The sequence below is a fragment of the Micromonospora sp. NBC_01412 genome (genome assembly GCF_045040215.1).
In the GTDB taxonomy this organism is placed as follows: domain Bacteria; phylum Actinomycetota; class Actinomycetes; order Mycobacteriales; family Micromonosporaceae; genus Micromonospora; species Micromonospora rubida.
On sequence record NZ_CP109528.1, the window covers coordinates 1,293,027 to 1,318,325 of the forward strand.

Consider the following 25,299-nt stretch of genomic DNA (forward strand, 5'->3'; position numbering starts at 1 on the left):
CACGCTCAGTGCCCGAGCAGCGGAAGATCGCGCCGGAAGCTGTCGTCGCCCAGCTCGCCGAGGGCGAGGGCGGCGAACCGGATCGCGAACGGCTGCCACACCTCCTCGACGTCGGCCATCAGCCGGGCGCAGGCGTCGACCACCAGCTCGGGGTCGTAGCCCAGCTCGGCGATCAGGCGCGAGTCGGTGGCCCAGTCAACGATCATCGCGGTGTCGCACTCGATGTGGAACTGCAACCCCCAGGCCCGGTCGCCGAGGCGGAACGCCTGGTGCGGGTAGCGGGTGGAGGCGGCCAGCAGGGTCGCCCCGTGCGGCAGCTCGGTGATCTCGTCGGCGTGCCACTGGAACACGTCGGGGATCAGCGGCACGTACCGGAACAGCGGGTCGGAGTCGGCGGCGTCCCGCTTGCCGACCACGGCGGGGCCGACCTCTGGCCCGGACGTGCTCCGCTCGACCAGGCCGGCGTGCGACGTGGCCAGCAGTTGCGCTCCGAGGCAGATGCCGAGGGTGGGCACCCGGTGCCGGACCGCCTTGCGCAGCAGCCCCTCCAGCTTCGGGAACCAGGGCGCCCCGGGGCTCCCGTCGGGCAGCGGGTACGGCTGCTGCTCGCCGCCGAGCACCACCAGGGCCACGTACCCGTCGAGGTCGGCGGGCAGCTCGTCCCCGGCGTGCGGGCGCAGCACCCGCAACTCCAGGCCTCCCTCCACCAGCCATTCCCCCAGGCGGCGGACGTCATCGGTCGGGTCGTTCTCGATCACCAGCGCGGTTGCCACGCCGTCGAGGCTATCGGGTACGCCGACCGCGGCCGGGAACGCCTCGGCTTGGTGCTCCCCGAAACGGCACCGGCCGGGCGGCGGGTCGGCCCAGGGTCCCGGCCGGCCGCTAGGCTCTGCGGCTGTGATCGCCGACGACGCCGTCCTGCGCCCACCGGTCCTGCGTCCGGGGGACGCGGTGATGCTGGTCTCCCCGTCGGGGCCGACCCGTCCGGAGCGGGTGGCCCGGGGCGTCGAACTGCTCACCGGGTGGGGCCTGCGCCCGGTGCTCGCGCCGCACGCGTACGCCCGGCAGGGGTACCTGGCCGGGCCGGACGAGCTGCGCGCCGCCGACCTGAACACAGCGTTCGCCGACCCGTCGGTGCGGGGGGTGATCTGCACCCGGGGCGGCTACGGCGCGCAGCGGGTGGTCGACGCGATCGACATGGCGGCGGTGCGCCGGGACCCGAAGGTGGTGGCGGGCTTCTCCGACATCACCGCGTTGCAGTTCGCCCTCTGGCGCGGCGCCCGGCTGGCCGGCGTGCACGGCCCCGGGGCGGCCTGGCTGGACGAGCGCACCCCGCTGCGCTCCGCCGAGTCGCTGCACGCCGCGCTGATGACCACCGAGCCGGTCACCGTCGCCGCCGCCCCCGGTGCGGAGACGTTCGCCGTCCGGGTTCCCGGCCGTGCCACCGGGACGCTGCTCGGCGGCAACCTCTGCCTGCTCGTCGCGTCGCTGGGCACCCCGGACATGCCCGACCTGACCGGGGCGGTGCTGCTGGTCGAGGACGTCGGGGAGCCCCCGTACAAGGTGGACCGGATGTTCACCCAGCTGCGCCGGGCCGGTGCCCTGGACGGCCTGGCCGGGGTGGCCGTCGGGCAGTTCACCGACTGCGCGGACGGGTGGGACACCACGGTCGCCGACGTGCTGACCGACCGCCTCGGTGACCTCGGCGTCCCGGTCCTCGGCGGCCTCCCGATCGGCCACGGCCAAGGCCAGCTCACGGTCGGCGTCGGCGTCCCGGCCACGCTCGACGCCGACGCCGGCACCCTCACGGTCGAGCCCGCCGTCCGCTGACCCCTCAGGGCGTGAGGTGGGCCACCGCCCCCCGCTCCAACGCGGCGTGGACCGTGCCGTCGGGCAGGACCGCGAGACCGTGGGGCTCCGAGTCCGGGGTGGGCAGGTCGTACGCGTCGATGTGGCCGTCGGGGGTGACATGGCCGATGCGGTTGGCCGCCCACTCGGTGAACCAGCAGCCGCCGGCCGGGTCCGCGACGATCGCGTGCGGCCGGGCGGCCCGGTCCGGCAGCGGGTACTCCTCGACCCGGCCGTCCGGGGTGACCCGGCCGAGCTGACCGGCGGCGATCTCGACGAACCAGAGGGCCCCGTCGGCGCCCAGCGTGATGCCGACCGGCCCGGCGGCGTCGGTGGGCAGCGGGTGCAGGCGTACCGCGCCGTCCAGCGCGATCCGGCCGACGGCGTTCGCCTGGTTGAGGGTGAACCACAGGGCGTCGTCCGGCCCCGCCGTGATCATCGACGGGAACCCGCCGCTGACTGGCAGCGGGTACGCGGTGACCGTCCCGTCCGTGCCGACCCGTCCCACGGTGTCGTTGCTCATCCCCGCGTACCAGAGGGCCCCGTCGGGGCCGGCGGCGATGCCGCACGGTGCGGTGCCGACCGGCAGCGCGACCGACGTCGCCGCCCCGCCGGTGGTGATCCGGCCGATCCGGTCGTCGCCGGAGCGGGTGAACCAGAGCGCGTCGTCCGGGCCGGCCGCGATGACCAGCGGGCGGCTCGCCGGGTCGCCGGGGTGGGTCCGCACCGCGCCGTCGGCGGCCACCCGGGCGATCCCGCCGGCGCGGACCAGGGTCAGCCACAGCGCGCCGTCCGGCCCGGCGGTGATCCCGTACGGCCCGCAGTGCGGGTCCGGCAGGACGGTCTCTCGGATGGTGGGGGTGGTCACGGACGCCCGCCTCTCTGCTCGACTCGAGCCCACCCTGTATGCCGGGCCGTCCCTTGGCAACCGGTTTGTCCCCGATTCGAAACCTGATTTTCAGCTCGCTGACAGGGTCGCCATGGCCCTTACCCAGCCAACCCGGTCACTGTCGGTGATGTCATCGCACCCGAGCAAACGAAATGGAGAGCGAATGTCCCGCACGATTTCCAAGAAGCAGTTGCTGGCCGGCCTCGCGGCGGCAGGCGTACTCACCGTGGGGATCGCGGCGCCGGCCGTCGCGTTCGCCGAAGAAAGCTCGACCCCGAGCGCGAGCGCGAGCAGCAGCGAGGGCACCGACCGGCAGCAGCAGCAGGCCGACCGGCAGTCCGAGTTCGCCGAGGCGCTCGCCAAGGAGCTGGGGGTCTCCACCGACAAGGTGACCGCGGCCCTGGACAAGGTGCGCGAGCAGAACAAGGCCGACCGGCCGGAGCGGGGCGAGCGTCCCGACGCCGCCGACCGGCAGGCCGCGATGAAGGAGCGGCTGGACCAGGCCGTCAAGGACGGCAAGCTCACCCAGGAGCAGGCCGACGCCATCACCAAGGCCGCCGAGGCGGGCGTGTTCCCCGGCGGGGGCGACCGGGGCCACGGCCACGGCGGCCCGGGCAAGGGCGGCCAGGACAAGGGCAGCCAGGACAAGGGCGACCAAGCCGACGGCGAGTCCGAGGGCAAGTGACGCCCGCGCGGCCCCGCCCCTGTCGGGGTGGGGCCGCGCACCGGTGCGCCGGCAGGGTCAGGCGGGGCGAGGGCGGGACCGGGGTCAGGCGATGCAGGCGCAGACGATCAGCGCGGCCCCGAAGTGGGTGGCGGCGCTGATCCAGGCCGCCGGGTGCGGCTCGTCGGAGCAGATGACCTCGCCGAGCCGGCCCGGGGTCAGCAGGTCCAGCACGAAGAAGGCCAGCGCCATGACCGCCAGGCCGATCAGCCCGAAGATCACCGTGGAGGCCAGCCCCTTGGCGAAGTCGCTGTAGCTGGTGAGGATCGCGGTGAACACGATCCCGGCGATGCCGAGCTGGTTCGCGGCGAGCAGCAGCCCGGCGTTGGCGTTGCGCCGCACCCAGATCAGCTCGCGCAGCTTCCCCGGGGTGAGCAGGTCGACCAGGCCGAAGCCGGCCGCCATCAGCCCCACCCCGACGACCCCGAACACGACGCTCTGCCAGGCTCCGCTGAGCAGGTCCTCCAGCACCGACTGCCTCCCGACCACCTACCGCCCGGCGGGGGTGCCGGCGCGGTGATCGAGACGATAGCGGCCCGCCGCAACCCCCGGCGGCCCGCGCCGGGCAGCGGCCCTACAGCGACAGGTAGCGCTGCCGCTCGTAGGGGGTGACCTCGCGGCGGTACTGCTCCCACTCGGCCCGCTTGTTGCGCAGGAAGAAGTCGAAGACGTGCTCGCCGAGCACCTCGGCGACCAGCTCGGAGCCGGCCATCACGTCGATCGCCTCGGACAGGTTCTCCGGCAGCGCCTCGTACCCCATCGCGCGGCGCTCGGCGCTGCTCAGCGACCAGACGTCGTCCTCGGCGCCCGGGGGCAGCTCGTAGCCCTCCTCGATGCCCTTGAGGCCGGCGCCGAGCAGCATCGCGAAGGCCAGGTAGGGGTTGGTCGCCGAGTCCAGCGAGCGGACCTCGACCCGGGCGGAGTTCGGCTTGCCGTACGCGGGGACGCGGACCAGCGCGGACCGGTTCAGGTGGCCCCAGCAGACGTACGCCGGGCTCTCGGTGATCCGGTCGGGCAGCGCCTGCGGGAACAGCCGCTTGTACGAGTTGACCCACTGGTTGGTGACCGCCGTGTACTCCCGGGCGTGCATGAGCAGCCCGGCGATGAACGACTTCGCCACCTTCGACAGCTTCATCGGGTCGCCGGCGTCGTGGAACGCGTTGCGCTCCCCCTCGAACAGCGACAGGTGGGTGTGCATGCCGCTGCCCGGCTGGTCGGTGAACGGCTTCGGCATGAAGCTGGCCTGCACCCCGGTGGAGAGGGCCACCTCCTTGACCACGTGCCGGAAGGTCATGATGTTGTCGGCGGTGGTCAGCGCGTCGGCGTAGCGCAGGTCGATCTCCTGCTGGCCGGGGGCGACCTCGTGGTGGCTGAACTCCACCGAGATGCCGATCCGCTCCAGGGCCAGCACGGCCTGGCGGCGGAAGTCCCGGGCCACCGCGTGGGTGGTGTGCTCGAAGTAGCCGCCGGTGTCGACCGGGACGGGCACCGAGCCGTCCTGCGGGCCGTTCTCCAGCAGGAAGAACTCGATCTCCGGGTGGGTGTAGAAGGTGAAGCCCTTCTCGGCGGCCTTGGACATTATCCGGCGCAGCACGTGCCGGGGGTCGGCCCAGGACGGGCCGCCGTCGGGGAGCAGGATGTCGCAGAACATCCGGGCGCTCTCGCCGCTCACCCCGCCCTCGAAGGGGAACACCTGGAAGGTGGTCGGGTCGGGCATGGCCACCATGTCGGACTCGAAGACCCGGGCGAAGCCCTCGATCGCCGAGCCGTCGAACCCGATGCCCTCCTCGAAGGCCGCCTCCAGCTCGGCGGGCGCGACCGAGACGCTCTTGAGGGTGCCCAGCACGTCGGTGAACCACAGCCGGACGAACCGGATGTCCCGCTCTTCCAGCGTACGGAGGACGAACTCCTGCTGACGGTCCACTTCCACCCCTCGCGACACTGTTGCCCAGCACCGGCCGGGCCTGATCGCCCAGTCTCCACCGGGTCCTTTACGCAGACGTTACGCGACCCTTCCGGGCCGCGTCCTGTCGTGTCCCGCCACCTGGCGGGCTGACCGGCGGACCTGCCCCCATGGTCCCCGGCCGGGTTCCAGGGCGCCCAGGCCGGTGGCCGCCGTCTCCCGCCGCCCGCCGTGTCGGGCCAGTCCGGCTGGGGCAAGATGAGGGCATGTCCACCCTGCGTCTCGCCCTGTCCCAGGTCAATCCGAGCGTCGGCGACCTCGCCGGCAATGCCGACCTGGTCCGCCGGTGGACCCGGCGGGCCGCCGATGCGGGCGCCCAGCTCGTCCTGTTCCCGGAGATGACGCTGACCGGGTACCCGGTCGAGGACCTGGTCTTCCGCCGGTCCTTCGTCGCCGCGTCCCAGGCCGCGCTGCGCCGCCTCGCCGCCGACCTGGCCGCCGACGGCCTCGGCGAGCTGCCGGTGGTGGTCGGCTACCTGGACGCCGACGGCCCGCCGCAGGTCAGCGCCGACGCCCAGCCGGGCCACGGGGCCCGCAACGCCGCCGCCGTGCTGCACCGTGGCGAGGTGGTGGCCATTTACTTCAAGCACCACCTGCCCAACTACGGCGTGTTCGACGAGGATCGCTACTTCGTTCCCGGCGACACCCTGACCGTGGTGCGGGTCGGCGGGGTGGACGTGGCGCTGACCATCTGCGAGGACCTGTGGCAGGCCGGCGGCCCGTTCGCGGTGGCCCGGCAGGCCGGCGTGGGCCTGGTGGTCACGATCAACGGCTCGCCGTACGAGCTGAACAAGGACGACGTCCGGCTGCCGCTGGTGCGCCGCCGGGCCGCCGAGGCGGGCGCCACCGTGGCGTACGTCAACATGGTCGGCGCACAGGACGAGCTGGTCTTCGAGGGCGACTCGATGATCGTGGGCGCGGACGGGACGCTGCTGGCCCGCGCCCCGCAGTTCGTCGAGCACCTGCTGCTGCACGACGTCGAGCTGCCGGCGGCGCCGGAGCCGGTCGGCGGCGTCGGGGAGGTGGAAGGCGGGATGCGGATCGTGCGCGCCGAGGTCAGCGACCCGCTGCCGCCGGCCCCGGGTGAGGTGGCGGTCGGCGGGATCATCGAGCCGGCCGCCGACGAGGCCGAGGTGTGGCAGGCGCTGGTGCTGGGCCTGCGCGACTACGTCGACAAGAACCGGTTCCCGTCGGTGGTGCTGGGGCTCTCCGGCGGCATCGACTCGGCGGTGGTGGCGGCCCTGTCGGTCGACGCGCTCGGCCCGGACCGGGTGGTCGGGGTGTCGATGCCCAGCCAGCACTCCTCGGAACACTCCCGGGAGGACGCGGAGGACCTGGCCAAGCGCACCGGGCTGGACTACCGGGTGCAGCCGATCCAGCCGATGGTGGACACCTTCCTGGCGAACCTGTCGCTGTCCGGGTTGGCGGTGGAGAACCTCCAGGCCCGGGTACGCGGGGTGCTGCTGATGGCGCTGTCGAACCAGGAGGGCCACCTCGTCCTCACCACCGGCAACAAGAGCGAGCTGGCGGTCGGCTACTCCACCCTGTACGGCGACTCGGTCGGCGGGTTCAACCCGATCAAGGACGTGTGGAAGACGCTGGTCTGGCGGCTGGCGAAGTGGCGCAACGCGGACGCCGCCCGCCGGGGCGAGACGCCGCCGATCCCGGAGAACTCGATCGGCAAGCCGCCGAGCGCCGAGCTGAGCCCCGGCCAGCTCGACAGCGACACGCTGCCCGACTACGACGTGCTCGACCCAATCCTGATCGGGTACGTCGACGGCGACCTCGGCCGGGCCGGGCTCGTCGAGTCCGGCCACGACCCGGCGGTCGTCGACCATGTGCTGCGGATGGTGGACACCGCCGAGTACAAGCGCCGGCAGTCGGCGCCCGGCACGAAGATCTCGATGAAGGCGTTCGGGCGGGACCGCCGGCTGCCGATCACCAACCGCTGGCGCGAGGACGGCTGACCCGGCGGGGGTACGCCCGCCGGCCGGCCCGCCCCGCCGCCGGGGAGTGAAATCCTGCACTGACTCCTCCCGCCGCCGCCCACCCGGTGCGACGATCGCGGCGGAGCCCGGGGACCGCGAAGGCGGCCTCGAGGAAGGAGACAGTCATGGTGGAGTCCACCCCGACCGAGGTGACGGCGCTGTACGGCGGCCCGGCCACCCGGCGGGTCCGCACCCGCGATCTGCTCGCCGCCAAGGAGCGCGGCGAGCGGTGGTCGATGCTGACCTCATACGACCAGTACACGGCGTCGATCTTCGACGCCGCCGGCATCCCTGCGCTGCTGGTCGGCGACTCGGCGGCGAACAACGTCTTCGGCTACGAGACGACGCTGCCGGTGACCGTCGATGAGCTGCTGCCGCTGGTCCGCGCGGTGGTGCGGGCCACCCGGCAGGCGCTGGTCGTCGGCGACCTGCCGTTCGGCTCGTACGAGGAGGGGCCGACGCAGGCGCTGCGCACCGCGGTGCGGTTCATGAAGGAGGGCGGCTGCCACGCGGTGAAGCTGGAGGGCGGCCGGCGCTGCGCGGCGCAGATCGCCGCGATCGTCGACGCCGGCATCCCGGTGATGGCGCACATCGGCTTCACCCCGCAGCGCGAGCACACCCTCGGCGGGTACCGGGTGCAGGGGCGGGGCGACGCGGCCGACGACGTGCTCGCCGACGCGCGGGCGGTGACCGAGGCGGGCGCGTTCGCGGTGGTGCTGGAGATGGTGCCGGGCGAGGTGGCCGGGCGGGTCACCGCGGAGCTGCCGATCCCGACCGTCGGCATCGGGGCCGGCCCGGACACCGACGCGCAGGTGCTGGTCTGGCAGGACATGGCCGGCCTGCGCACCGGAAAGGCCCCGCGCTTCGTGAAGCGCTACGCCGAGCTGGCCGGCGCGCTGACCGACGCCACCCGCCGGTTCGCCGACGAGGTCCGCGGCGGCGAGTTCCCCGCCGCCGAGCACACCTTCTGACCGGTACGCGGGTGCGGTGACCGCGGGGTGGGCTGCCCACCCCGCGGTCACCGCGTCCACAATCGGGGGATGTTCGACTTCGGCATCTCCGGCTACCGGCCGGCGTGGCTCCAGGGGCGGGCGGCCGTCGAGGCGGCCCACGGGGACCGGCTCGCGGCACTGGCCGGACGCCCGCTGACCGGGGCCTGGCTGGCCTGGGACCTGGACGACGACTCCTGGTTCGCCGACTGCCCGGTGCTGCTGGACTTCGCCGGCGAGCAGGTCGAGGTCAACCACCAGAAGTTCGACGACCTCTCGGTCACCTGGAACTCGGTGTCCCCGGTCGACGGGCCCGCCTGGCCCGGTTCCCGGCTGGCCTGGCGCGCGGAGCCGCTGCCCGAACTGGCCGCGCTGCGGGGCCAGGAGCTGCGCGCGGTCACGCTGCTGCAGTGGCGGGGAGCCAAGCGCGACCTGGCCAACGGTGCCGTCGCGCTCGGTCTCGCCTTCCCCCGGGGCGACCTGGTCGTCCACAACGCCCTCGACGAGAACGGCCTCGTCTTCGGCCCGCCCGACCCCCGCTACTTCCGCCATCCGTTGCCCGCCGCCGGTGGCCCCGGCGGGAAGCTGCCCGCCCGGGATCTCCCGCCCCGGCGGCTCAGACGTCGGTGACGCGGATGCCGGCGTGCGACTTGTAGCGCTTGTTGATGGCGATCAGGTTGGCGGCGAAGGCCTCGATCTGGTGGGCGTTGCGCAGCCGTCCGGCGTAGACGCCACGCATGCCGGGGATGCGGGCCGCGAGCGCCCCCACGACGTCCACCAGCTCGCGGTCCTCGGTGCAGATCAGCACGTCGAGGTCGATCCGGTCGATCTCCGGGTCGGCCAGCAGCGGCGCGCTGACGTGGTTGAACGCGGCGCAGACCCGGGAGTTGGGCAGCAGCCCGGCGGCCTGCTGGGCGGCGCTGCCCTCGGCGACGAGCAGCGCGTACGGGCCCTGCTTGTCGAAGCCGAGCGGGTTCACGCAGTCGATGACGATCTTGCCGGCGAGCGGCTGCGCGAGGGCGGCGACGGTGACGGCGTGACCGTCCCACGGCACCGCGATCACCACCACGTCGCTGCGGCGGGCCACCTCGTCGTTGTCGCCGCCGGTGACGGTCGCGCCGGATGGCACTCCGGGCATGACGGCGATCTCCTCAGCGGCCTGCACGGCCCGCTCGGCGGACCGGGAGCCGATCAGCACGGTCTGCCCGGCCCGGGCGAACCGACAGGCCAGGCCCCGGCCCTGGTCGCCGGTGCCGCCGATGATCCCGACGGTCAGCCCAGACACGTCGGGCTGCCTGCTCGCGTTGTATGCCATGCGCCCATCCTCGCAAACGGCTGGCCGCCCTGGCGGCGTCCGCCGGTGTGAGAATCTTCGCTGGTCACGGCCCATGATCAGGCCGACGGGTCGCGCTCAGGCCAGTGCGAACAGGATCTTCCGGGCAACCGGGTCGGCAGTGACCAGCCGGACCCGGACCCGCTCCCCCAGCGGCAGCTCGCCGGTGCAGCGGGCCCGCACCGACGGGGAGTCCAGGGCCACCGTGCCGCCGGGCTGCCGGCCCGGCTTCGGCTGGCCGTTCGGCGGGGTGTCCACGTCGAGCACCGCCGCGTCGAACGTCTCACCGACCCGGTGCTCCAGCAGCACCGCCTCGGCCAGCTCGACCGCGCCCCGGGTGGCCGCGCCTGCGGCCCGGTCGGTCGCGGCCATCACCTCCGGCAGCTTCGGCAGCACCGCCCGGGCCCAGTCGGGCACCGCCCGCCCCTCGTGCAGGGCCAGGCACACCTCGGTGGCGTACCGGTCGGCCAGCCGGCGCAGCGGCGCGGTGACGTGGGCGTACGCGGCGGCGACCCCGCCGTGCTGCGGCTGCTCGGGCGGCACGCCGTCGAACGCCGTGTACGCGGCGCCGCGCATCAGCTCGGCCGCCTGGTCGACGAACGCCGCCGCCCGGGGCTTCGAGGCGTCCAGCCCGGCGAGTACCTCGCCGACGCCCACACCGGCCGGCCAGTCGACGCCGAGCGCGGCGGCTGCGGTGCGCAGCCGGGCCACCGCCTCCGGCTTCGGCGCCGGCATGGTGCGCAGCAGCCCGATCCCGCCGGCCAGCATGAGGTCGGCGGCGGCCATCCCGGTGAGCAGGGAGATCTGGGCGTTGTGGTCCTCCATCGGCACCGGCCCGCGCAGCACCAGCCGCCAGCCGTCGCCGTCCGCCTCGACGTCCTGCTCCGGCAGCGGCAGGTTCACCGCGCCCCGGCGCAGTCCGCGCGCGGTGAGCAGGGCGCCGATCTCGGGCAGAAGGGCGATCGGCTCGGGCAGTCGCCCGGCGTCGGCGTCGGCCTGGACGCCCGCGTAGTCCAGCTTGGCGCGGCTGCGCACCAGGGCGCGTTCCAGCGTGACGGCGACCGTGTCGCCGTCGGCGTCGAGGTCGATGGTCCACACCACGGCCGCCCGGTCCTCGTTCGGCAGCAGGCTGGCCGCGCCCTCGCTCAGGGTGTGCGGGTGCAGGGGCACGTTGCCGTCGGGCAGGTACACGGTCTGCCCCCGCCGCCAGGTCTCCTCCTCCAGCGCGCCGCCGGGGCGCACGTGCGCGGCGACGTCCGCGATCGCGTACCGGGCCCGGAAGCCGCCGCCGGGGCGGCGGGCGAGGTGCATCGCCTGGTCGAGGTCCCGCGAGGTGGCCGGGTCGACGGTGACGAACGGGACGTCGGTGCGGTCGACGGCGGGCCGGGGCGGCGCGGCTGCCGCCGCCTCGGCCTCGCGCTGCGCCGCGGGCGGGAACTGCTCGGGCAGCCCCAGCTCGCGGCGCAGCGCGCTGAAGTCGATGCGGGGCGCCAGTACGCGTCGGATCACCACGGGGTCAATCCTGACAGCGGAACGGGCGATCCGCTCCCCCGGCACCTCGCGGACCCGCCGCCGGGCCGCGTACCGGTGCGGGTGGCGGGGCCGGCGACGGGCGGTCAGCGACGGGCGGCCTCGCTCAGCCGGTGGCCTTGCGGGCCGTCGCCCGGGTGCCGCGCGGCGCGCTCGCGCGGGCCGCCGCCGTCCGGGGCGCAGCCGTCCGGGCCGTCGCCTTCTTCGCCGTGGTCTTCTTCGCCGGGGCCTTCTTCGCCGCCGCAGCCTTGCGGGTGGTGCTCGACGAGGTGGCGGTCGCCTTCTTCGCCGGGGCCTTCTTCGCGGCTGCCTTGCGGGCGCCGCCGGTGGGCCGGGTCGAGGCGGCCTTCGTCGCGGCGGTGGTCTTCTTCGCGGCGGTCGTCTTCTTCGCGGCGGTCGTCTTCTTCGCGGCGGTCGTCTTCTTCGCCGGGGCCTTCCTGGCCACGGTGGTCGTCTTCGTCGCCGCCGCGCCCGCCTTCTTCGCCGCCGGCGCCTTCTTCGCGGTGGCCTTCGCCGCCGCGGTGGACTTCGCCCCGGTGGGCTTCGCCGCAGTGCCCGCGGCTGCGGTGGTGGTCCGCTTCGTCGCCGGGCCCGCGGCGGCGGTCGTCTTCTTCGCCGTGCTCCGGGCTGCCGGGGCCGTCTTCGCCGTGGTCCTGGTGGCCGGGGCCTTCTTCGCGGCGGTCTTCGAGGCCGGGGCCTTACGTGTGGCGATCTTCGTCGCGGCGGCCTTCCTCGCGACCGCCGTCTTCGCCGGCACCCGGCCAGCCCCGGCGCCGGAGGCGTTGGGGGACGCCTTGGTCACGGTCGACCCCCGGGCCGCGCCGGCCGTCCCCGAGGGGCGCGCGGCCGTGGCACGGGTCCCGCCCGCGGCCCGCCCGGCCGTGGCGGTCTTCTTCGCGGGCGTACGTTTGGCGGCCGGGCGGGTGGTGGCCTTTTGTGCTTCGGCCATCTGGGTTCCCTCCTTGGGGACATGCGCTCGCGTGCCGCCTCGCGGGGCACGGAGTTCCTCGACGCGGGCGGTCCCGCGCCGCTTATCTGTCCTCCCCGGCCCAGCGGGCGTCCGCGGCGTCCCACGCGTCGTTACGCTCCCGCACCTGTTGCAGGGCGTTCTCCGCGTCGGCTGCCGAGGCGTACGGACCGAGCACGTGCCTCGCCGCGCAGACGTCGGCATCGGTCTCGACCCGGTGGTGTCGGGTGCACCAGTAGTAGTGCCCACCACTTCCGCTGTCGCTCATGGGATCACTGTGCACCGCGAACCGCCCGGCCGCCACCGGTTCAACCAGAACCGGTGGCGGCTTCCACAGTAGACGTGCTGGTCAGCGGCCGGGCCGGAACCGCGAAACCCGCCGGACCGGGTACGTCGCGACCCCGCCGGGCGGCCCGGGCCCGCCGTCGGGGCGGCCACGGAAGGGCCGGGCGGGGCAGCCGGGCGGGGCAGCCGGGCGGCGGGCGATGGCGCACAATCCCGGGGTGCGACACGGAGGACGACGCGGGACCGGGTCCGCCGGGCGGTGAGCTGGTCGGCCTGACGGCGGTGTCGGAGGAGACCGCGAGGTTAGCCAAAGAGGCTGTTGCCCCATACCGCCCGACCTGGGGAACTTCATATCAGCTGGACCCGAGATCAACCATCCGTCGGAGCGTCCCACTTACGGGACTGGCGGGACCAGTCGCTTCGTCCGCTCAGGTCGATGCGATCACCCTCGGGTGCGCCGGAACCTGCCGTGTGCGAGCCTCGTCGGAGCATTTTCACGGCGTCGCGCCACCTGTCACCGAGGGGTGACCCTCGGCACGGAGACGGTGGCGCCGGCCCGTCATAGCTGGGGGGAAGAACTGTGGCGAACCTTGACATTGCGCTGAAGAGCGCGATGAGTATCGATGGGGCGATCGGGGTGGCGCTCGTCGACTACAACAGCGGCATGACGCTCGGCGTGGCCGGCGGCACCGGGGAGATCGACCTGACCGTCGCTGCCGCCGGCAACACCGACGTGGTACGCGCCAAGATGCGCACCATCGAGATGCTGAACCTCGACGACGAGATCGAGGACATCCTCATCACGCTCGGCGGCCAGTACCACCTGATCCGGCCGGTGAGCAGCCGCACCGGCAAGGGGCTCTTCCTCTACCTGATGGTGAGCAAGAGCCGGGCCAACCTGGCGATGGCCCGTCACCAGTTGCGCACCATCGAGGAGAACCTGGAGTTGTGAGCGGATTGGACAACATCGGGACGGCCCTCCCTCGCCGCACCGCCCGGCAGCCCGGAGGGATGCCGCCGCCCCGGTCGCTCCCACCGTCGCTCGCCGGGAACCCGGCGCTGCCGTACCCGCAGATCGGTCAGGAGCTGGCCGAGCTTCGCGTGCAGATCCCCGGGGTGCACGGCTGCGTGCTGGGCGGGGTGGACGGTCTGATGATCACCCACAACCTGCAGACCGACATCGACCCGAGCGACCTGGCGGCGCTCGCGGCGACCACGTACGGCCTGGGTCGCCAGGTCGGCCTGCGGCTGGGCCAGGGCGACTTCCAACAGTCCACGGTCCGCAACGCCCTCGGCTACCTGAGCGTCTACGCGGTCAGCGCGCAGGCGCTGCTCGCCGTGGTCGGGGGCGACACCATCAACGTGGCCCGGCTGCACCTGCACGCCCCGCAGGTGGCCGAGCGGCTCGCCGTCCTGCTCGACGGCGTGACGCCGACCTCCCGGCAACGGTGACCCGGCACTTGCCGGCGAGCTGACGGACCGGGAACACACGGGCGGGCACCGCCACGGTCCGGCCTCGCCGACGCCACGGCCGGTCGACCCCTCGTGCCGGCCCGGGGCCACCCGCCCCGGGCCGGCACGCCACAATGCGGCATGGACCCGGACGTACGGCGGTACCTGACCGACCTGGTCGGGGCGGCCCGCGACGTGCTCGGCACCGACCTGGTGGGGGCGTACGCGGCCGGCTCGGTCGCCCTCGGCGCGTACCAGGCGGGGCGCAGCGACGTCGACGTGGCGCTGGTCTGCGCGCATGCCCTGGCCGACGGGCGCAAGCGGGAGCTGGTGGCCCGGCTGCGGCACGAGTCGCTGCCCTGCCCGGCGCGCGGGTTGGAGCTGGTCGTCTACCGGCGGGAGGTGGCCCGCTCCGGCACCCCGGAGCCGGGCTTCGAGGTCGAGCTGAACACCGGCGCCCGGATGCCGTTCCGGGTGACCTGGTCCGGCGACGGGCGGCCGGCGGCGGACGGCCGGTTCTGGTACGGGCTGGACCGCAGCATCCTGCACTCCGGCGGGCTGGCCCTGGCCGGGCCCCCGGCGGCGGAGACGTTCGCCGACCTGACGCCGGCCGACCTGCGCCGACTGCTGGTGGACGCGCTGACCTGGTGGCTCGCGTTGCCGACGCCGCCCGGCGACGTGCCGGCTGCCGGCGCCGAGGACGCCGTGCTCGGCGCCTGCCGCTCGCTGGTGCGCTGCCGCGACGGGGTGTGGCTGCCCAAGGTCGCGGCCGGGCGGCGGCTGGTGGAGCGGGGGCATCCCGGGGCGGCGCTGGTCGAGCGGGCGATCGCCGCCCGGCACGGCGGCCCGCCGCCGGGTGGCCAGGCCGCGCGGGCCTTCCAGCGGACCGTCCTCGACGAGCTGCACGCGATGCTATGACCTTACTGATATATAGCCAAACGTGGATATGTCGATAGCCTGTCATCACGATCTCGGACCGCGTACGACCAGCTCCGACGCGGTCGACGACAGAGGAGACCGACAGATGACGCTCCCCCGCAAGGTCGCTGCCCTCGGCGTGCTGACCGTATCCGCGATGGCAACGGCCATGATCGGCGGCCCGGCGACAGCCGCACCGACGACCGGTGAGATCCGCTCCGCCGGCGGTGCCACCGCCGTCCCCTCCAGCTACATCGTCGTTCTGAACGACGCCGCCGTCGGCGGCAAGGCCGGCACCCGGGCCGCCGCCGTCACCAACTCCGCGGACAAGCTCGCGAAGCGCTACGGCGGCGACGTCGCCCAGGTGTACGGCGAGGCGCTCAACGGCTTCGAGGCTCGACTGTCCGAGGCCGCCGCCAAGCGGCTCGCCGCCGACCCGGCAGTCGCCTGGGTCGAGCAGAACCACGAGGTCACCCTCCAGACCACCCAGACCAACCCGCCGTGGGGCCTGGACCGGATCGACCAGACCAACCTGCCGCTGAACAGCGCGTACAGCTACACCAGCACCGGGTCGGGCGTCACCGCGTACATCATCGACACCGGCATCCTGACCACCCACACCAACTTCGGCGGGCGGGCCGTCGACGGCTACGACGCGGTCGACAACGCCCTGCCGGCCGCCGACTGCAACGGCCACGGCACCCACGTCTCCGGCACGGTCGGCGGCTCGACGTACGGCGTCGCCAAGAACGTCCGGCTGGTGGCCGTGCGGGTGCTCAACTGCGCCGGCAGCGGCACCAACGCCGGCGTCATCGCCGGGGTCAACTGGGTGACCTCCAACCACCAGGCCGGCCAGCCGGCGGTGGCGAACATGAGCCTCGGCGGCGGGCTCAACACCGCGCTGAACACCGCCGTGGCGAACTCCGTCGCCGACGGCGTCACCTACGCGGTGGCCGCCGGCAACTCCAACGCCAACGCCTGCAACTACTCGCCGGCCTCCACCGCCACCGCCATCACCGTCGGCGCGACGCAGAGCAACGACGCCCGGGCGTCGTACTCGAACTACGGCACCTGCGTGGACATCTTCGCGCCGGGCACCAGCATCCTGTCCGCCTGGTACACCAGCACCACGGCGACCAACACCATCAGCGGCACCTCGATGGCCTCGCCGCACGTGGCCGGCGCCGCCGCCCGCGTCCTGCAGAACAACCCGACCTGGACCCCGGCCCAGGTGGCGTCGTACCTGGTCTCCACCGCCACCTCCGGCGTGGTGGGCAGCCCGGGCACCGGCTCCCCGAACCGCCTGCTGTACCTCTCCCCCACCAGCTGATCCTCCCACCCCCCTGGTGCGGCCCCGGAGCGCTCGATCGCTCCGGGGCCGCACCGCGTCCGGCGTCAGGCCGCGACGGGCGCGATCACGTCGGCGGCACCGGCCCGAGAGCCGTTCCACCTGCCGGCCTCCCGCCAGCCCTGTTCACCTGCTGGAACGGGCGTAACCGATGCCCCCGGCGGCGGGTTGGTCCCCACGACGTGGGCGTGCGGTCCCGCGGGCACACGTCACGGCCTGGGGGTGAGCGGTGCAGCACAGACTCGTCGCCGTCGCCCCGCTGCTCGCCTGCGCGCTCCTGCTGCACCTCGGCTTCGCCTCCCGCCCACCGTTCGCCCCGGCCGTCCAGGGACTCGTCGCGACCCACGCCCGGGCGTCGGTCGACGCACCGCCACCCACCCACGCGCCGGTCTCCACTCACCCGCCGGTTTCCACCCACGCACCGACACCCACCGACACGCCGACACCCGAGCCGCGAGCCGCCGTCACCGCGCCAACCACGCGGACCGGCGCCGCGCCACGCCAGGTGCGGGCCGACCTCGCCCCGGTTCCCGCGCAGGCCAGCCTCGCCCCGGTTCCCGCCCGGGCTGACCGGGTGCGGTTCGCGGCGTACCTCGACGTGACCGCCCTCGCCGCGCGGACCGGCCGGTCGCCGCAGGGGACCGTGGGGGCGAGCTTCGACGGCAGGGCGTACGGGTCGGTCACCCGCCCCGGGCGGAGCAACCCGACGACCGACCGCCGCGACCCGGTGGAACAGGAGACGTCGACGCCGCCCGACGTGTCGTACCGCAGGGACAACACCGCCGACGGCCGTCCGCTCACCGCGGACGCGGCCCCCGACCCGATCCGGCTGAGCATCCTGCGCTGCTGACCGGCGTGCCCCGGGCGTCCCCGCCGCAGCCACCCGCCCGCCCGCCCGCTGAGGTCGCCCAGGTCGGCCGACAGGACGGGCGGCGACAGCGGCGCAGCCCGGAAACGCCGGAGCACACCGCACACCGCCGACCACGCGGTCGCCCGCCGACCACGCGCACCTCCGCCCTCGTACCGCCGACCGTCGTCGGCGGTACGCCCGGTCTCCGCCGGGCGGTGGTGCGCCGACCCGTTGCTCCCCCGCTGCCTTCCGGAGTGGACCATGCTGCCTTCCGCCCAGTCCTGGCGTGCGCTGCGCGCCGACCTGCCCGCCTCCCTCGTCGTCTTCCTCGTCGCGCTGCCGCTCTGCGTGGGCATCGCCGTCGCCTCCGGCGTACCCGCCGAACTGGGCCTGGTCACCGGCGTGGTCGGCGGCCTGGTCGTGGGGTTCATGCCCGGCAGCAGCATGCAGGTCAGCGGCCCGGCAGCCGGGCTGACCGTGCTGGTCGCCGAGGCCGTGGACCGCTACGGACTGGCCGGCCTCGGCACGATCGTGCTGGTCGCCGGGCTGCTCCAGGTCGCCCTCGGGCTGCTGCGGCTCGGCCGCTGGTTCCGGGCCATCTCCGTGGCCGTGGTGCAGGGCATGCTCGCCGGCATCGGCCTGCTGCTCATCGCCGGCCAGCTCCACGTCCTCGCCGGTGGCACCGCGCCGCACTCCGGGCTGGGCAAGTTCACCGCCCTGCCCGGGCTTGCGGGCGACCTCGTCACGTCCGACACTGCCCGGCTCTCGCTCGCCGTCGGCGTGGCCACCCTCGTGGTCATGGTGCTCTGGGACGCCCTGCCCGGCCGGCTCCGGACGGTCCCCGGCGCGCTGGTCGCCGTGGCGGTCGCGGCCGTGGTGACCGCCGCGCTGCGCCTGCCGGTGCACACCATCCAGGTCGAAGGACTGCTCGCGGCGGTGCAGCCCTCCCTCGGGGACTGGGGCACGCTGGCGGACCTGGGCGTCCTCGCCACCATTGGGACGTTCACCCTGCTCGCGTCGGCGGAGAGCCTGTTCAGCGCGGCGGCGGTCGACCGGCTGCACCAGGGCCCGCGCACCGACTTCGACAAGGAGCTGGTGGCGCAGGGCGCCGGCAACACCGTCTGTGGCCTGCTGGGCGCGCTGCCGATGACGGCGGTCATCGTGCGCAGCTCCGCGAACGTGCGGGCCGGCGCGCGGACGAAGGCGTCCCGGGTACTGCACGGGGTGTGGCTGCTGCTGTTCGCCGCCGCCGCGCCCGGCCTGCTCGGGCTGATCCCACTACCCGCGCTCGCCGCCGTGCTCGTCCACGCCGGGGTGAAGCTGCTGCCGCTGCGGGCGGTACCGGAGCTGTGGCGGGGGCACCGGGGCGAGGTGGTGGTGCTCGCGGTGACCGCCGTGTCCATCCTCACCACCGACATGTTCGTCGGCGTGCTCGTCGGCCTCGGCCTGGCCATCGTCAAGACGGCGTGGGAGACGTCCCACGTGCGGGTCACCGTGCGGGACGGCCGGGCCGGGCCGATCGACGTCGCGATCTCCGGGAACGCGACGTTCCTGCGGCTGCCCACGATCCTCACCACGCTGAACGGGATGCCGGCCGACCGGACCGTACGGCTGGACCTGCGCGGCCTGCGGCACGTGGACCTCGCCTGCCGGTCGGCGCTGGACGCCTGGATCGAGACGCACAACGGCAACGCGGGGGTGTCCGTGCAGATCGTCGCCCCGCGCCCGGCCGAGGAGGACCGGCCCCGGACGGTCGACGCCACCGAGTGACCCCGTCCCGTGGGCCGGGCCGCGCTCAGGCCGGGCTGATGTGGGCCGCCAGGATCCGCCAGCCGCGATCGCCGTACGTCCACGTCCTGGTGTACCGGAGCCTCGCCGTGACCGGGACGCCACCGAAGGTCCCCGTCACCCGGCCCAGGAAGAACGTCACCCCGGTCGTCCCCTCGACGATCAGGTCCAGCTCCTCCTCCACCAGTTCGTCGATGACGGAGGTCCGGTCGCGGTGGGCGATCAGGTCGTCCTGCTTGGTGAACCTGTTCCCGTCCGGGCCGAAGGCGATCAGGCGCTCGTCGAGCAGCTCGCCGAAGGCGGCCACGTCCCCCGCCCGTTGGGCGGCCTGAAGCCGGCGCTCGGCGTCGAAAAGCTCGGCCTCACGTTCGCTGTCCGGCATCGTGTCCTCCTCCTCAGACCAGACCTCGTCGGCAAGCCCGGCCGCCACCCGAGGTGCTGTCACTCGGCCGCCGGTTGCCCGGCCCGCCCCGGCGTACCGATGGTTCGGGACGACGGCCGGGCCCCGACGTCACGACCCTATGCGAGTCTCCCGGGCCGCACGGGCCAACCGGCGGCCCGGGAGAACCGTCGGTGGGACCTGCTTCAATGCCGGTCGGACTTGAGAACGGAGAGGGTGCGGACACCATGGGAACCTGGGGCAGCGGGAACTTCGACGACGACACGGCGGCCGACCACCTGTCGGACCTGACCAACCGGCTGATCGCCGAGGTCGCCGAGGCGATGTCCGGCGACCCGTCCGGGATCGAGCCGGACGACTACTGGGGCGTCGCGGTGCCCTGCAACCTGGAGCTGCTCCACCTCGTCGCGCGGCAGAACTACGTCGGGGCCGTCCTGCCCGACCCGGCCACCATCGCCGCCTGGAAGACCCGGTTCCTGGCCGTCTGGGACGGGTCGATCGACGGCCTGGAACCCGGCCCGGAGCACCGGGCGCAGCGGCGCGAGGTCCTCGTACGCACCTTCGACCAGTTGGCCGAGTTGGCGATCAGCAAGAGCTGACGCGGTCGCCGTTCACCGGCGTACCGGTTGGCGTGGGCCCGGCGCGGGTACGGGCGCGGGCCGGCGGGTCGGGGCCGCCGGCCGCTGGTTGGTCCGGCGCGGGGGAGGCGCGGCCGGCCGGCGCATGAGCTGGAGGCCCACCGGCCACACGAAGAGGTCCCGCTTCTCGACGGCGTTGCCGCGCTCGTCGAGCGAATAGCCGTGCAGCCAGGTCCAGCCGTCGTAGGTGACCCACTCCGTGACCACCCGGATCACGCGGAACATCACCGGCCGGACGAACTGCACCGACGCGGCCCGGGTGACCAGCACGACGTCACCCGGGGAGGGCAGGCCGTCCACCGGCTTCCCCCTCCGGCGCAGTCCCTCCACCGTCTCCGCCGGGCGGGTCAAGTTTTCACTGTGCTCACTTGCCGGCTCGCTGGCTTGTCCATCCGCGTCCGGACCTGGAAGCATGATCTTCGCTGAAGTCCAGGAGAGCTGATCATGGCAACCAGACCGCCGCACTACCGACGTGTCGCCGACGACATCGAGCAGAGGATCAGATCGGGCGAGTACCCGAGCGGGCAGCAGTTGCCCTCGGTCTCCGAGCTGGGCGAGATCTACAAAATCGCGCGGTCCACGGCGCACCGGGCCGTGAAGGAATTGCACGCGCGCAACCTGGTGTACGGGCAGCAGGGCCAGGGCGTCTTTGTGACCGACGAACCAGAGCCGCGCGAACCGCAGGGCTGAGCATGCGGTCGACTACCGCCGAAAACCGGGCCGGCCGGGGCCACCGCCGTCTCGGGCGATGGCAGATGTTGGCCGGCGATGGGACATCGAGCCCTTCCCGGACGAGCGCACCGAGAGGTCCCGGCTTGTCCCCCGGGCACGGGTCCCGGCCGGCATTGGCTAGATGATCAGGGTATCGAACCGGCCCTTGCGGCGGCGGACGTGCCCGCGCCAGCCGGCGAGCAGTGTGATGACGGTCCAGCCGGCGGCACCGAGTGCCAGTGCCACCAGCATCCCACGGGAGTCGACCTTATCGGCGTCCTGGAGCGGGACCACCCCGTCCGGGTCGGTGAGCACGACCAGGGTGTCGCCGAGCTGGTAGCCGGGGTTGCTGCCCCGATAGATCAGTGGCTCGTCGAGCGGCCCGTCCTCGCCCCGGAGGGTGAACGCGTGTCGCTTACCGACAACCTCGACGTTGACGATGGCCACCTGCTGACGAACGCCGCGCGCCTCCAGCACCGCCTCGGGGGCGAACTGCACCGACCCCACGAGGACGAACAGGGCGGGAACCATCGCGAGGAAGGCCAGCCACGCCGCCCGGTGCAACACACCTACGACCGACGCAAAGACGACGCAGAGGGCGAGGCCGGTGCTGATCGGCACCGCCTTCGGCCAGCCGGCCGTGGCGTACGCGACGGCGGTACTCAGCCCGACGACGGCCAGGCCGAGCAGCACCACCAGCATGGTCCTCCGGACCGATTTGCCGGCCGACCAGGCGCCCGCCGCCGGAACGGGACCGGTCGGGGGCGCTCCGGTGGGAACGTATCCGTACGGGTACGGATTGTGCTCGGCCGGTCCCGGACGGACGGCTCGCCCGTCGACTGGCTGCCAGGGACCAGACTGCATTCGGCCTGGTGGGGTGGGGTGTGTGGGCACGGCAAGATCGTAACAACGGCCCGACATCCGCCCTGCCTGAGCCGAGGTCACGACTGGAGAGCACGTGTCGCGTGCCGTTGCCGGCGAGGCGCGCAGCGACGCTCCCCGGAACGCGGAACGTCCGACCCACCCGATCAGCGCACCGGTCGCCGCGCCCAGAACAGGGTGTGCCCGCTCGCGCCCTCGGGGACGAATGCCTCGGCGGTGACAGTCAATCCGGCGTGCCGCAGCCAGGAACGGTAGGTGGGGGTGTCCGCCTGGCTCCACCACATGGCGGCGGGACCGTCGAGCCAGGAGTCCTCGGTGCCGGTCCACGCGTCGTGGCCGACGGTGGTCAACAGCCAGCCGCCGGGGCGTAGCCACGTCGCGATCCGCTCGGCCAGACGCGGCTGGTCGGGCAGGGGCATGTGGATGAGGGCGTAAAGGCAGACCACGGCGTCGAACGACTCCGGTGCCAGGTCGAGCTGGGTCGCGTCCGCGCGCAGGAAGATGGCGGTGGGCACCAGGCGGCGGGCCCGTTCGATCTGCACGTCGCTGATGTCGATGCCGGTGACCCGGTGCCCGGCGTGGGCGAGGAAACGGGCGACCGGCACGCCGCAGCCACAGCCGAGGTCGAGGACCGCCGCCGAGGTCGGCAGGCGCTGGTGCAGGTCGGCGAGCCAGGACGCGTACTGGCCGTCGTCGGCATCGTCCGCACGGTAGTGGTAGGAAAGCGCGTCGTAACCACGTCGAACCAGGTCCCGCTCGTCGTTGCCGCCCATCCTGGCGAGACTACGAGTCCCGATGCCCGTTGCCGATCCGATGCCCGCTCCGTGTGCCCGTACAGCCGGAAACCGCCCGCCTGCGGACTGCTGCCCGGCGGGCGGCCTCCGGCCGCTGCCACTACCCTCAGTCTGACGGAAACGACGCTCAGTGAGGCAGTTCGCGCCAGGTCGGGCTACTCCCGCGCCAGGCCCCGGCGAGGATGCTCGCCGAGCTGCGGCTGGAACATTCCAGCACCTTCGAACGACCTTGTGCACCACCGATCTGCGCCTGAACTTCCCAGCGCTGACCATCAGTACGGATGTAGATGTCGCGACGTCCCCGCGGCGTCGCTTCCCCATTCCACCAGTGCTCCTCGACGTTCACCTCGCGACCGTACCAGGAGACGCGAGTACCGCCAGGATCGTGTCCAGGCCGCCCGGCCCGGACGAGCCCCCGCATCCGCGCCCCGGCCCCTCGCCCGATCCTGGTCTGTGCGCCACAGAGTCCTCACTCAGCACGAGCAAACGGGCTCTGACCTGCGGCGCCGACCGGGCCGCCGGTATCACCTCGTGAGGCTGATGCGTCCCACCTGATGCTTGATGGTCGGTCTAGGGATTGTCGTCCGGGTACGGGGTGCCAGTCCCGTCGGCCAGCCGGCCAAGGAGCCGGCGGTACTCGTCGGGTGTGCCGATAGCGGCGCGGTGTTCGGCGTACTCGGCGTAATGGCGCATAACGTCGGCGATGAACCACGGATGCACGGTGTCGATCGGCAGCCGCTTCCCCGAACCAAGTCCTCGGCGGCCCACTCGGTGAGGGTGTGAGTAGGACAACGTGAGCTGGTGGGCGCGCGGCGACGGCCGCTGCGGATGCCCGGCCTGCAAGGCGTCCCAGGGCACGAACAGCGAACTTTGGGCCGTTCGCTCCTCGATACCCTCGGAGCGCAGGTGCAGGTGGGTACCTCGCCAGGCGTCGATGACGCGGAGCGCGGCCAGGTAGGCCCACACCAAGCACGAAACCAGGGGCCAGGCCAGATCCTGGCCTGAGGAGGACGACAGCATGGCGATCGGCAGGCACAGCAGAACGACGTACGCGGCGGCGAAGTACACGTCGGTCGCGCTCTGCGGGGCCCGAAAGGCCCGGTGCTGCGAGTCGACGACCAGCACGGCCGGACGGGAGCGCCCCCAGCTCAGCATGGACAGCACCAGCAGGACCGCAGCGGAGCCGACCACGACAGCGAACAGGTCGACCACCTTCGGGCTGCCCTCCTGAAGCAGGAGCGCCAGGACCACCGCAGCCGTCGCGACCAGCACGATGACGAGGATCGGGCGGCGGCGACGGGCCACGAAGGCATCGATCATGGCGGGCACGACCAAACGGTACGCACAGGGATGCAAACGCCCACGGCGGTCGTACCCCGCCAGGGATCCCCGGCTGGTGATCTGGTGGACGCGCTGCCGCGAGATGTCGCCGAGCATGGTCCGGATCTCCCCCGAACCCACCAATGCCTAGGGTCGAGTGGTTCCAGCGCTCCGGCCTCTGCCCACTCCGACAGCTACAGTCACGCGGTGAACCTGGAGCAGGTCCGGCAGGCCTATTCGTCCGTCGCAGAGCTCTACATCAGGCTGTTCGGTACGAGCCAGCAGGTACACGCCGACGACCTCGCCTTCATCGGGCGACATCTGGCGGGCCGACCTGGCACGGTGCTGGATCTGGGCTGCGGGCCTGGCCATATCACCGGTTACCTTCGCTCGTTGGGCGTCGACGCAACGGGAATCGACATGGTCCCCGAGTTCATCGCCCATGCGCAGGCGGCCCACCCGGGCGGCAGGTACCAGCTCGGGTCGATGGAAGTCCTCGACGTTGCCAACCACTCCACCGCCGGCATCCTGGCCTGGGGCTCGCTGATCCACCTGCCGCCGCAAGATCTCGACGGCATGCTCGCTGAGTTCCGGCGAGCAATGGCCCCGGCCGGAACGTTGGTGATCGGTTTCTTCGTAGGTGACGAGGTCGCCGCCTTCGACCACAAAGTCGTGACCGCCTATCGCTGGCCCGTTGACGAGTTCTCCGAGCGGCTGGCGCGAGCCGGCTTCACGGAAGTTGAGCGCCTGCAGCGGCCCGGCGAAGGCGCTCATCGGCCGCACGCCGCCATCGCGGCAGTCGCAACCGTTCCGCTGCCGTGACGGGTCACGATCAGTGGTTCCTCTTGCAACCTCCGCTGGGCTGCTTTGGTCGTTTTGCCCGCCCGTGGGGCGGACACCCTTGAACGGCGCCCGTCCCACGGGACAAGCCGTGGCTCCCAGCCTGATCCCGCCCGCGATCAGCGGTCGGTCAGCGCGAACTCCTGGTCAGGAGCCGCCGGCCGTCAGGACTGGCGGGTGAAGGTGTATCCGGCGTGGTGGAGCACGCCGTCGATGAACTGGCCGTAGGCCCAGAAGCCCAGGTCGTCGCGGTAGACGATGCGGTCGCCGTCGATCCAGTACGAGCCCTCGTAGGCGTGCGGTCGCCCGCCGCGCGCCTCGTCGTAGCGGCCCTCGGCGGTCAGCTCCTGGTGGATGAACCCGGTCGAGTTGATCCACATGCCGACATAGGGCGAGTTGGATGACGGCGCGGCCGGCATGAACGACGCCCGGGAAACGCCGTTGAACAGGACGAACTCCCCGTCCACGACGATCGCGGCGGCCTGCGACGGCCACCGGACGACCTTCTCGGCGCGATCGTCGGTCGACGGGGAGGGGACCACCGCGAAGGTGGCCGGATTACCGGGGGCCAGCGAGCTGACCGACGGGGAGAAGATCGAGACGATGGTCAGCCCGGTGCAGTCGACCACGATCGAGTTGTCGTCCTCCGCGGCGGTGTGCAGCCCGGGCCCGACGCAGACGATCTCGGCGCCCACGATCATCAGGTCAGCGCCGGTCGTCTCCCCGATCACCGGGTCCAGCGTGTCAATGGTGGCGTTGACGAAGAGCAGCGGCCGGTTGCGGTCGGCCGACAGGACTGCCTCGTCGAGCAGTGGAGTGCTCACGGTGTACCTCCGAGCTAG

The 25,299-nt window shown here is 73.2% G+C and carries 29 protein-coding genes; 14 read left to right on the top strand and 15 right to left on the bottom strand.

The features are described from left to right. Positions 1–5: 5 nt before the first annotated feature. Positions 6–773 carry a type 1 glutamine amidotransferase gene (locus tag OG617_RS05515; RefSeq protein ID WP_405099266.1) on the bottom strand — a complete coding sequence of 256 codons (768 nt, stop codon included), beginning with the start codon at positions 771–773 and terminating at the stop codon, positions 6–8. Positions 774–900: 127 nt separating this feature from the next. On the opposite strand from OG617_RS05515, the gene OG617_RS05520 reads away from it, so the two are divergent. Then, a complete protein-coding gene (locus tag OG617_RS05520) occupies positions 901–1,830 on the top strand; it encodes an LD-carboxypeptidase (RefSeq protein WP_405104120.1) in 930 nt (309 codons plus the stop codon). A 4-nt stretch (positions 1,831–1,834) separates the two neighbouring features. Here the strand turns inward: OG617_RS05520 and OG617_RS05525 are convergent, their stop codons facing one another. After that, complete coding sequence (locus OG617_RS05525; RefSeq protein WP_405099268.1) at positions 1,835–2,716, bottom strand: virginiamycin B lyase; 882 nt, start codon at positions 2,714–2,716, stop codon at positions 1,835–1,837. A 184-nt stretch (positions 2,717–2,900) separates the two neighbouring features. On the opposite strand from OG617_RS05525, the gene OG617_RS05530 reads away from it, so the two are divergent. Continuing rightward, positions 2,901–3,422, top strand: coding sequence for a hypothetical protein (locus OG617_RS05530; RefSeq protein ID WP_405099270.1), 522 nt, complete (start codon positions 2,901–2,903; stop codon positions 3,420–3,422). Between the two features lie 84 nt (positions 3,423–3,506). On the opposite strand, the gene OG617_RS05535 is transcribed toward OG617_RS05530, so the two are convergent. Beyond that, positions 3,507–3,932, bottom strand: a complete 426-nt coding sequence (locus OG617_RS05535; RefSeq protein WP_396682771.1) for a DUF350 domain-containing protein — start codon at positions 3,930–3,932, stop codon at positions 3,507–3,509. A 103-nt stretch (positions 3,933–4,035) separates the two neighbouring features. Beyond that, the gene (gene glnA / locus OG617_RS05540; protein WP_405099273.1) at positions 4,036–5,385 is read right to left on the bottom strand and encodes a type I glutamate--ammonia ligase; all 1,350 of its coding nucleotides are present in this window, start codon (positions 5,383–5,385) and stop codon (positions 4,036–4,038) included. Positions 5,386–5,630: 245 nt separating this feature from the next. Between glnA and OG617_RS05545 the strand changes: the two genes are divergently transcribed. The 3 genes from OG617_RS05545 to OG617_RS05555 all read left to right on the top strand — a co-directional run bounded on the left by OG617_RS05545 (position 5,631) and on the right by OG617_RS05555 (position 9,031). Next, positions 5,631–7,391, top strand: coding sequence for an NAD+ synthase (locus OG617_RS05545; RefSeq protein WP_405099275.1), 1,761 nt, complete (start codon positions 5,631–5,633; stop codon positions 7,389–7,391). 146 nt (positions 7,392–7,537) lie between these two features. After that, the gene (gene panB / locus OG617_RS05550) at positions 7,538–8,383 is read left to right on the top strand and encodes a 3-methyl-2-oxobutanoate hydroxymethyltransferase (protein WP_405099277.1); all 846 of its coding nucleotides are present in this window, start codon (positions 7,538–7,540) and stop codon (positions 8,381–8,383) included. Positions 8,384–8,452: 69 nt separating this feature from the next. Continuing rightward, complete coding sequence (locus OG617_RS05555) at positions 8,453–9,031, top strand: hypothetical protein (protein ID WP_405099279.1); 579 nt, start codon at positions 8,453–8,455, stop codon at positions 9,029–9,031. Here OG617_RS05555 and npdG read toward each other — a convergent pair. The 4 genes from npdG to OG617_RS05575 all read right to left on the bottom strand — a co-directional run bounded on the left by npdG (position 9,018) and on the right by OG617_RS05575 (position 12,499). After that, complete coding sequence (gene npdG / locus OG617_RS05560) at positions 9,018–9,716, bottom strand: NADPH-dependent F420 reductase (protein ID WP_405099281.1); 699 nt, start codon at positions 9,714–9,716, stop codon at positions 9,018–9,020. The genes OG617_RS05555 and npdG overlap by 14 nt on opposite strands. A 96-nt stretch (positions 9,717–9,812) precedes the next feature. Further along, entirely contained in the window at positions 9,813–11,246 is a 1,434-nt protein-coding gene (locus OG617_RS05565; protein WP_405099283.1) for an RNB domain-containing ribonuclease, read from the bottom strand. A 124-nt stretch (positions 11,247–11,370) separates the two neighbouring features. Further along, positions 11,371–12,213 (bottom strand): histone, encoded by an 843-nt coding sequence (locus OG617_RS05570; RefSeq protein ID WP_405099285.1) that lies wholly within the window; start codon positions 12,211–12,213, stop codon positions 11,371–11,373. A gap of 82 nt (positions 12,214–12,295) precedes the next feature. Continuing rightward, complete coding sequence (locus tag OG617_RS05575) at positions 12,296–12,499, bottom strand: hypothetical protein (protein ID WP_161690512.1); 204 nt, start codon at positions 12,497–12,499, stop codon at positions 12,296–12,298. Between the two features lie 630 nt (positions 12,500–13,129). On the opposite strand from OG617_RS05575, the gene OG617_RS05580 reads away from it, so the two are divergent. From OG617_RS05580 to OG617_RS05605, 6 genes are all read left to right on the top strand, one after another. Beyond that, the gene (locus OG617_RS05580; protein WP_405099287.1) at positions 13,130–13,468 is read left to right on the top strand and encodes a hypothetical protein; all 339 of its coding nucleotides are present in this window, start codon (positions 13,130–13,132) and stop codon (positions 13,466–13,468) included. Next, positions 13,465–13,968: a roadblock/LC7 domain-containing protein gene (locus OG617_RS05585; RefSeq protein WP_405099289.1), complete on the top strand. Its 504-nt coding sequence runs from the start codon at positions 13,465–13,467 to the stop codon at positions 13,966–13,968. The genes OG617_RS05580 and OG617_RS05585 overlap by 4 nt, the downstream gene beginning before the upstream one ends. A gap of 141 nt (positions 13,969–14,109) precedes the next feature. Next, positions 14,110–14,886, top strand: coding sequence for a nucleotidyltransferase domain-containing protein (locus OG617_RS05590; RefSeq protein WP_405099291.1), 777 nt, complete (start codon positions 14,110–14,112; stop codon positions 14,884–14,886). Positions 14,887–14,992: 106 nt separating this feature from the next. Next, positions 14,993–16,216, top strand: a complete 1,224-nt coding sequence (locus OG617_RS05595) for a S8 family peptidase (RefSeq protein WP_405099293.1) — start codon at positions 14,993–14,995, stop codon at positions 16,214–16,216. A gap of 247 nt (positions 16,217–16,463) precedes the next feature. Further along, positions 16,464–17,084 carry a hypothetical protein gene (locus OG617_RS05600; RefSeq protein ID WP_405099295.1) on the top strand — a complete coding sequence of 207 codons (621 nt, stop codon included), beginning with the start codon at positions 16,464–16,466 and terminating at the stop codon, positions 17,082–17,084. 261 nt (positions 17,085–17,345) lie between these two features. Further along, a complete protein-coding gene (locus OG617_RS05605; protein ID WP_405099297.1) occupies positions 17,346–18,854 on the top strand; it encodes a SulP family inorganic anion transporter in 1,509 nt (502 codons plus the stop codon). 25 nt (positions 18,855–18,879) lie between these two features. Here OG617_RS05605 and OG617_RS05610 read toward each other — a convergent pair whose 3' ends face one another. Next, on the bottom strand, positions 18,880–19,254 hold the full coding sequence (locus tag OG617_RS05610; protein WP_396682799.1) for a nuclear transport factor 2 family protein: 375 nt from the start codon (positions 19,252–19,254) through the stop codon (positions 18,880–18,882). Between the two features lie 245 nt (positions 19,255–19,499). On the opposite strand from OG617_RS05610, the gene OG617_RS05615 reads away from it, so the two are divergent. Further along, entirely contained in the window at positions 19,500–19,871 is a 372-nt protein-coding gene (locus OG617_RS05615) for a DUF4259 domain-containing protein (protein WP_405099299.1), read from the top strand. Positions 19,872–19,883: 12 nt separating this feature from the next. On the opposite strand, the gene OG617_RS05620 is transcribed toward OG617_RS05615, so the two are convergent. Beyond that, positions 19,884–20,201: a hypothetical protein gene (locus tag OG617_RS05620; RefSeq protein ID WP_405104121.1), complete on the bottom strand. Its 318-nt coding sequence runs from the start codon at positions 20,199–20,201 to the stop codon at positions 19,884–19,886. Positions 20,202–20,354: 153 nt separating this feature from the next. Here OG617_RS05620 and OG617_RS05625 point away from each other — a divergent pair, with 153 nt between their 5' ends. Beyond that, positions 20,355–20,600 (top strand): GntR family transcriptional regulator, encoded by a 246-nt coding sequence (locus tag OG617_RS05625; protein ID WP_405099301.1) that lies wholly within the window; start codon positions 20,355–20,357, stop codon positions 20,598–20,600. Positions 20,601–20,759: 159 nt separating this feature from the next. On the opposite strand, the gene OG617_RS05630 is transcribed toward OG617_RS05625, so the two are convergent. The 4 genes from OG617_RS05630 to OG617_RS05645 all read right to left on the bottom strand — a co-directional run bounded on the left by OG617_RS05630 (position 20,760) and on the right by OG617_RS05645 (position 23,734). Further along, positions 20,760–21,323 (bottom strand): hypothetical protein, encoded by a 564-nt coding sequence (locus OG617_RS05630; RefSeq protein ID WP_405099303.1) that lies wholly within the window; start codon positions 21,321–21,323, stop codon positions 20,760–20,762. 326 nt (positions 21,324–21,649) lie between these two features. After that, positions 21,650–22,276, bottom strand: a complete 627-nt coding sequence (locus OG617_RS05635; protein ID WP_405099304.1) for a class I SAM-dependent methyltransferase — start codon at positions 22,274–22,276, stop codon at positions 21,650–21,652. A 148-nt stretch (positions 22,277–22,424) separates the two neighbouring features. Next, on the bottom strand, positions 22,425–22,643 hold the full coding sequence (locus tag OG617_RS05640) for a hypothetical protein (protein ID WP_350882678.1): 219 nt from the start codon (positions 22,641–22,643) through the stop codon (positions 22,425–22,427). A gap of 224 nt (positions 22,644–22,867) precedes the next feature. Further along, entirely contained in the window at positions 22,868–23,734 is an 867-nt protein-coding gene (locus tag OG617_RS05645) for a hypothetical protein (RefSeq protein ID WP_405099307.1), read from the bottom strand. A 90-nt stretch (positions 23,735–23,824) separates the two neighbouring features. On the opposite strand from OG617_RS05645, the gene OG617_RS05650 reads away from it, so the two are divergent. Continuing rightward, on the top strand, positions 23,825–24,439 hold the full coding sequence (locus OG617_RS05650) for a class I SAM-dependent methyltransferase (RefSeq protein WP_405099309.1): 615 nt from the start codon (positions 23,825–23,827) through the stop codon (positions 24,437–24,439). 182 nt (positions 24,440–24,621) lie between these two features. Here OG617_RS05650 and OG617_RS05655 read toward each other — a convergent pair whose 3' ends face one another. Continuing rightward, positions 24,622–25,281: an Atu4866 domain-containing protein gene (locus OG617_RS05655; RefSeq protein ID WP_405099311.1), complete on the bottom strand. Its 660-nt coding sequence runs from the start codon at positions 25,279–25,281 to the stop codon at positions 24,622–24,624. Positions 25,282–25,299: the final 18 nt, after the last annotated feature.

Bases quoted from the DNA above. Each gene is read 5' to 3' on its own strand.
- panB (WP_405099277.1), top strand. From the start codon at position 7,538: ATGGTGGAGTCCACCCCGACCGAGGTGACGGCGCTGTACGGCGGCCCG.
- OG617_RS05645 (WP_405099307.1), bottom strand. From the start codon at position 23,734: ATGCTCGGCGACATCTCGCGGCAGCGCGTCCACCAGATCACCAGCCGG.
- OG617_RS05590 (WP_405099291.1), top strand. From the start codon at position 14,110: ATGGACCCGGACGTACGGCGGTACCTGACCGACCTGGTCGGGGCGGCC.
- OG617_RS05595 (WP_405099293.1), top strand. From the start codon at position 14,993: ATGACGCTCCCCCGCAAGGTCGCTGCCCTCGGCGTGCTGACCGTATCC.
- OG617_RS05605 (WP_405099297.1), top strand. From the start codon at position 17,346: ATGCTGCCTTCCGCCCAGTCCTGGCGTGCGCTGCGCGCCGACCTGCCC.
- OG617_RS05635 (WP_405099304.1), bottom strand. From the start codon at position 22,276: ATGGGCGGCAACGACGAGCGGGACCTGGTTCGACGTGGTTACGACGCG.
- npdG (WP_405099281.1), bottom strand. From the start codon at position 9,716: ATGGCATACAACGCGAGCAGGCAGCCCGACGTGTCTGGGCTGACCGTC.
- OG617_RS05575 (WP_161690512.1), bottom strand. From the start codon at position 12,499: ATGAGCGACAGCGGAAGTGGTGGGCACTACTACTGGTGCACCCGACAC.
- OG617_RS05625 (WP_405099301.1), top strand. From the start codon at position 20,355: ATGGCAACCAGACCGCCGCACTACCGACGTGTCGCCGACGACATCGAG.
- OG617_RS05630 (WP_405099303.1), bottom strand. From the start codon at position 21,323: ATGCTGGTGGTGCTGCTCGGCCTGGCCGTCGTCGGGCTGAGTACCGCC.
- OG617_RS05610 (WP_396682799.1), bottom strand. From the start codon at position 19,254: ATGCCGGACAGCGAACGTGAGGCCGAGCTTTTCGACGCCGAGCGCCGG.
- OG617_RS05555 (WP_405099279.1), top strand. From the start codon at position 8,453: ATGTTCGACTTCGGCATCTCCGGCTACCGGCCGGCGTGGCTCCAGGGG.
- OG617_RS05615 (WP_405099299.1), top strand. From the start codon at position 19,500: ATGGGAACCTGGGGCAGCGGGAACTTCGACGACGACACGGCGGCCGAC.
- OG617_RS05580 (WP_405099287.1), top strand. From the start codon at position 13,130: ATGAGTATCGATGGGGCGATCGGGGTGGCGCTCGTCGACTACAACAGC.
- OG617_RS05545 (WP_405099275.1), top strand. From the start codon at position 5,631: ATGTCCACCCTGCGTCTCGCCCTGTCCCAGGTCAATCCGAGCGTCGGC.
- OG617_RS05530 (WP_405099270.1), top strand. From the start codon at position 2,901: ATGTCCCGCACGATTTCCAAGAAGCAGTTGCTGGCCGGCCTCGCGGCG.
- OG617_RS05570 (WP_405099285.1), bottom strand. From the start codon at position 12,213: ATGGCCGAAGCACAAAAGGCCACCACCCGCCCGGCCGCCAAACGTACG.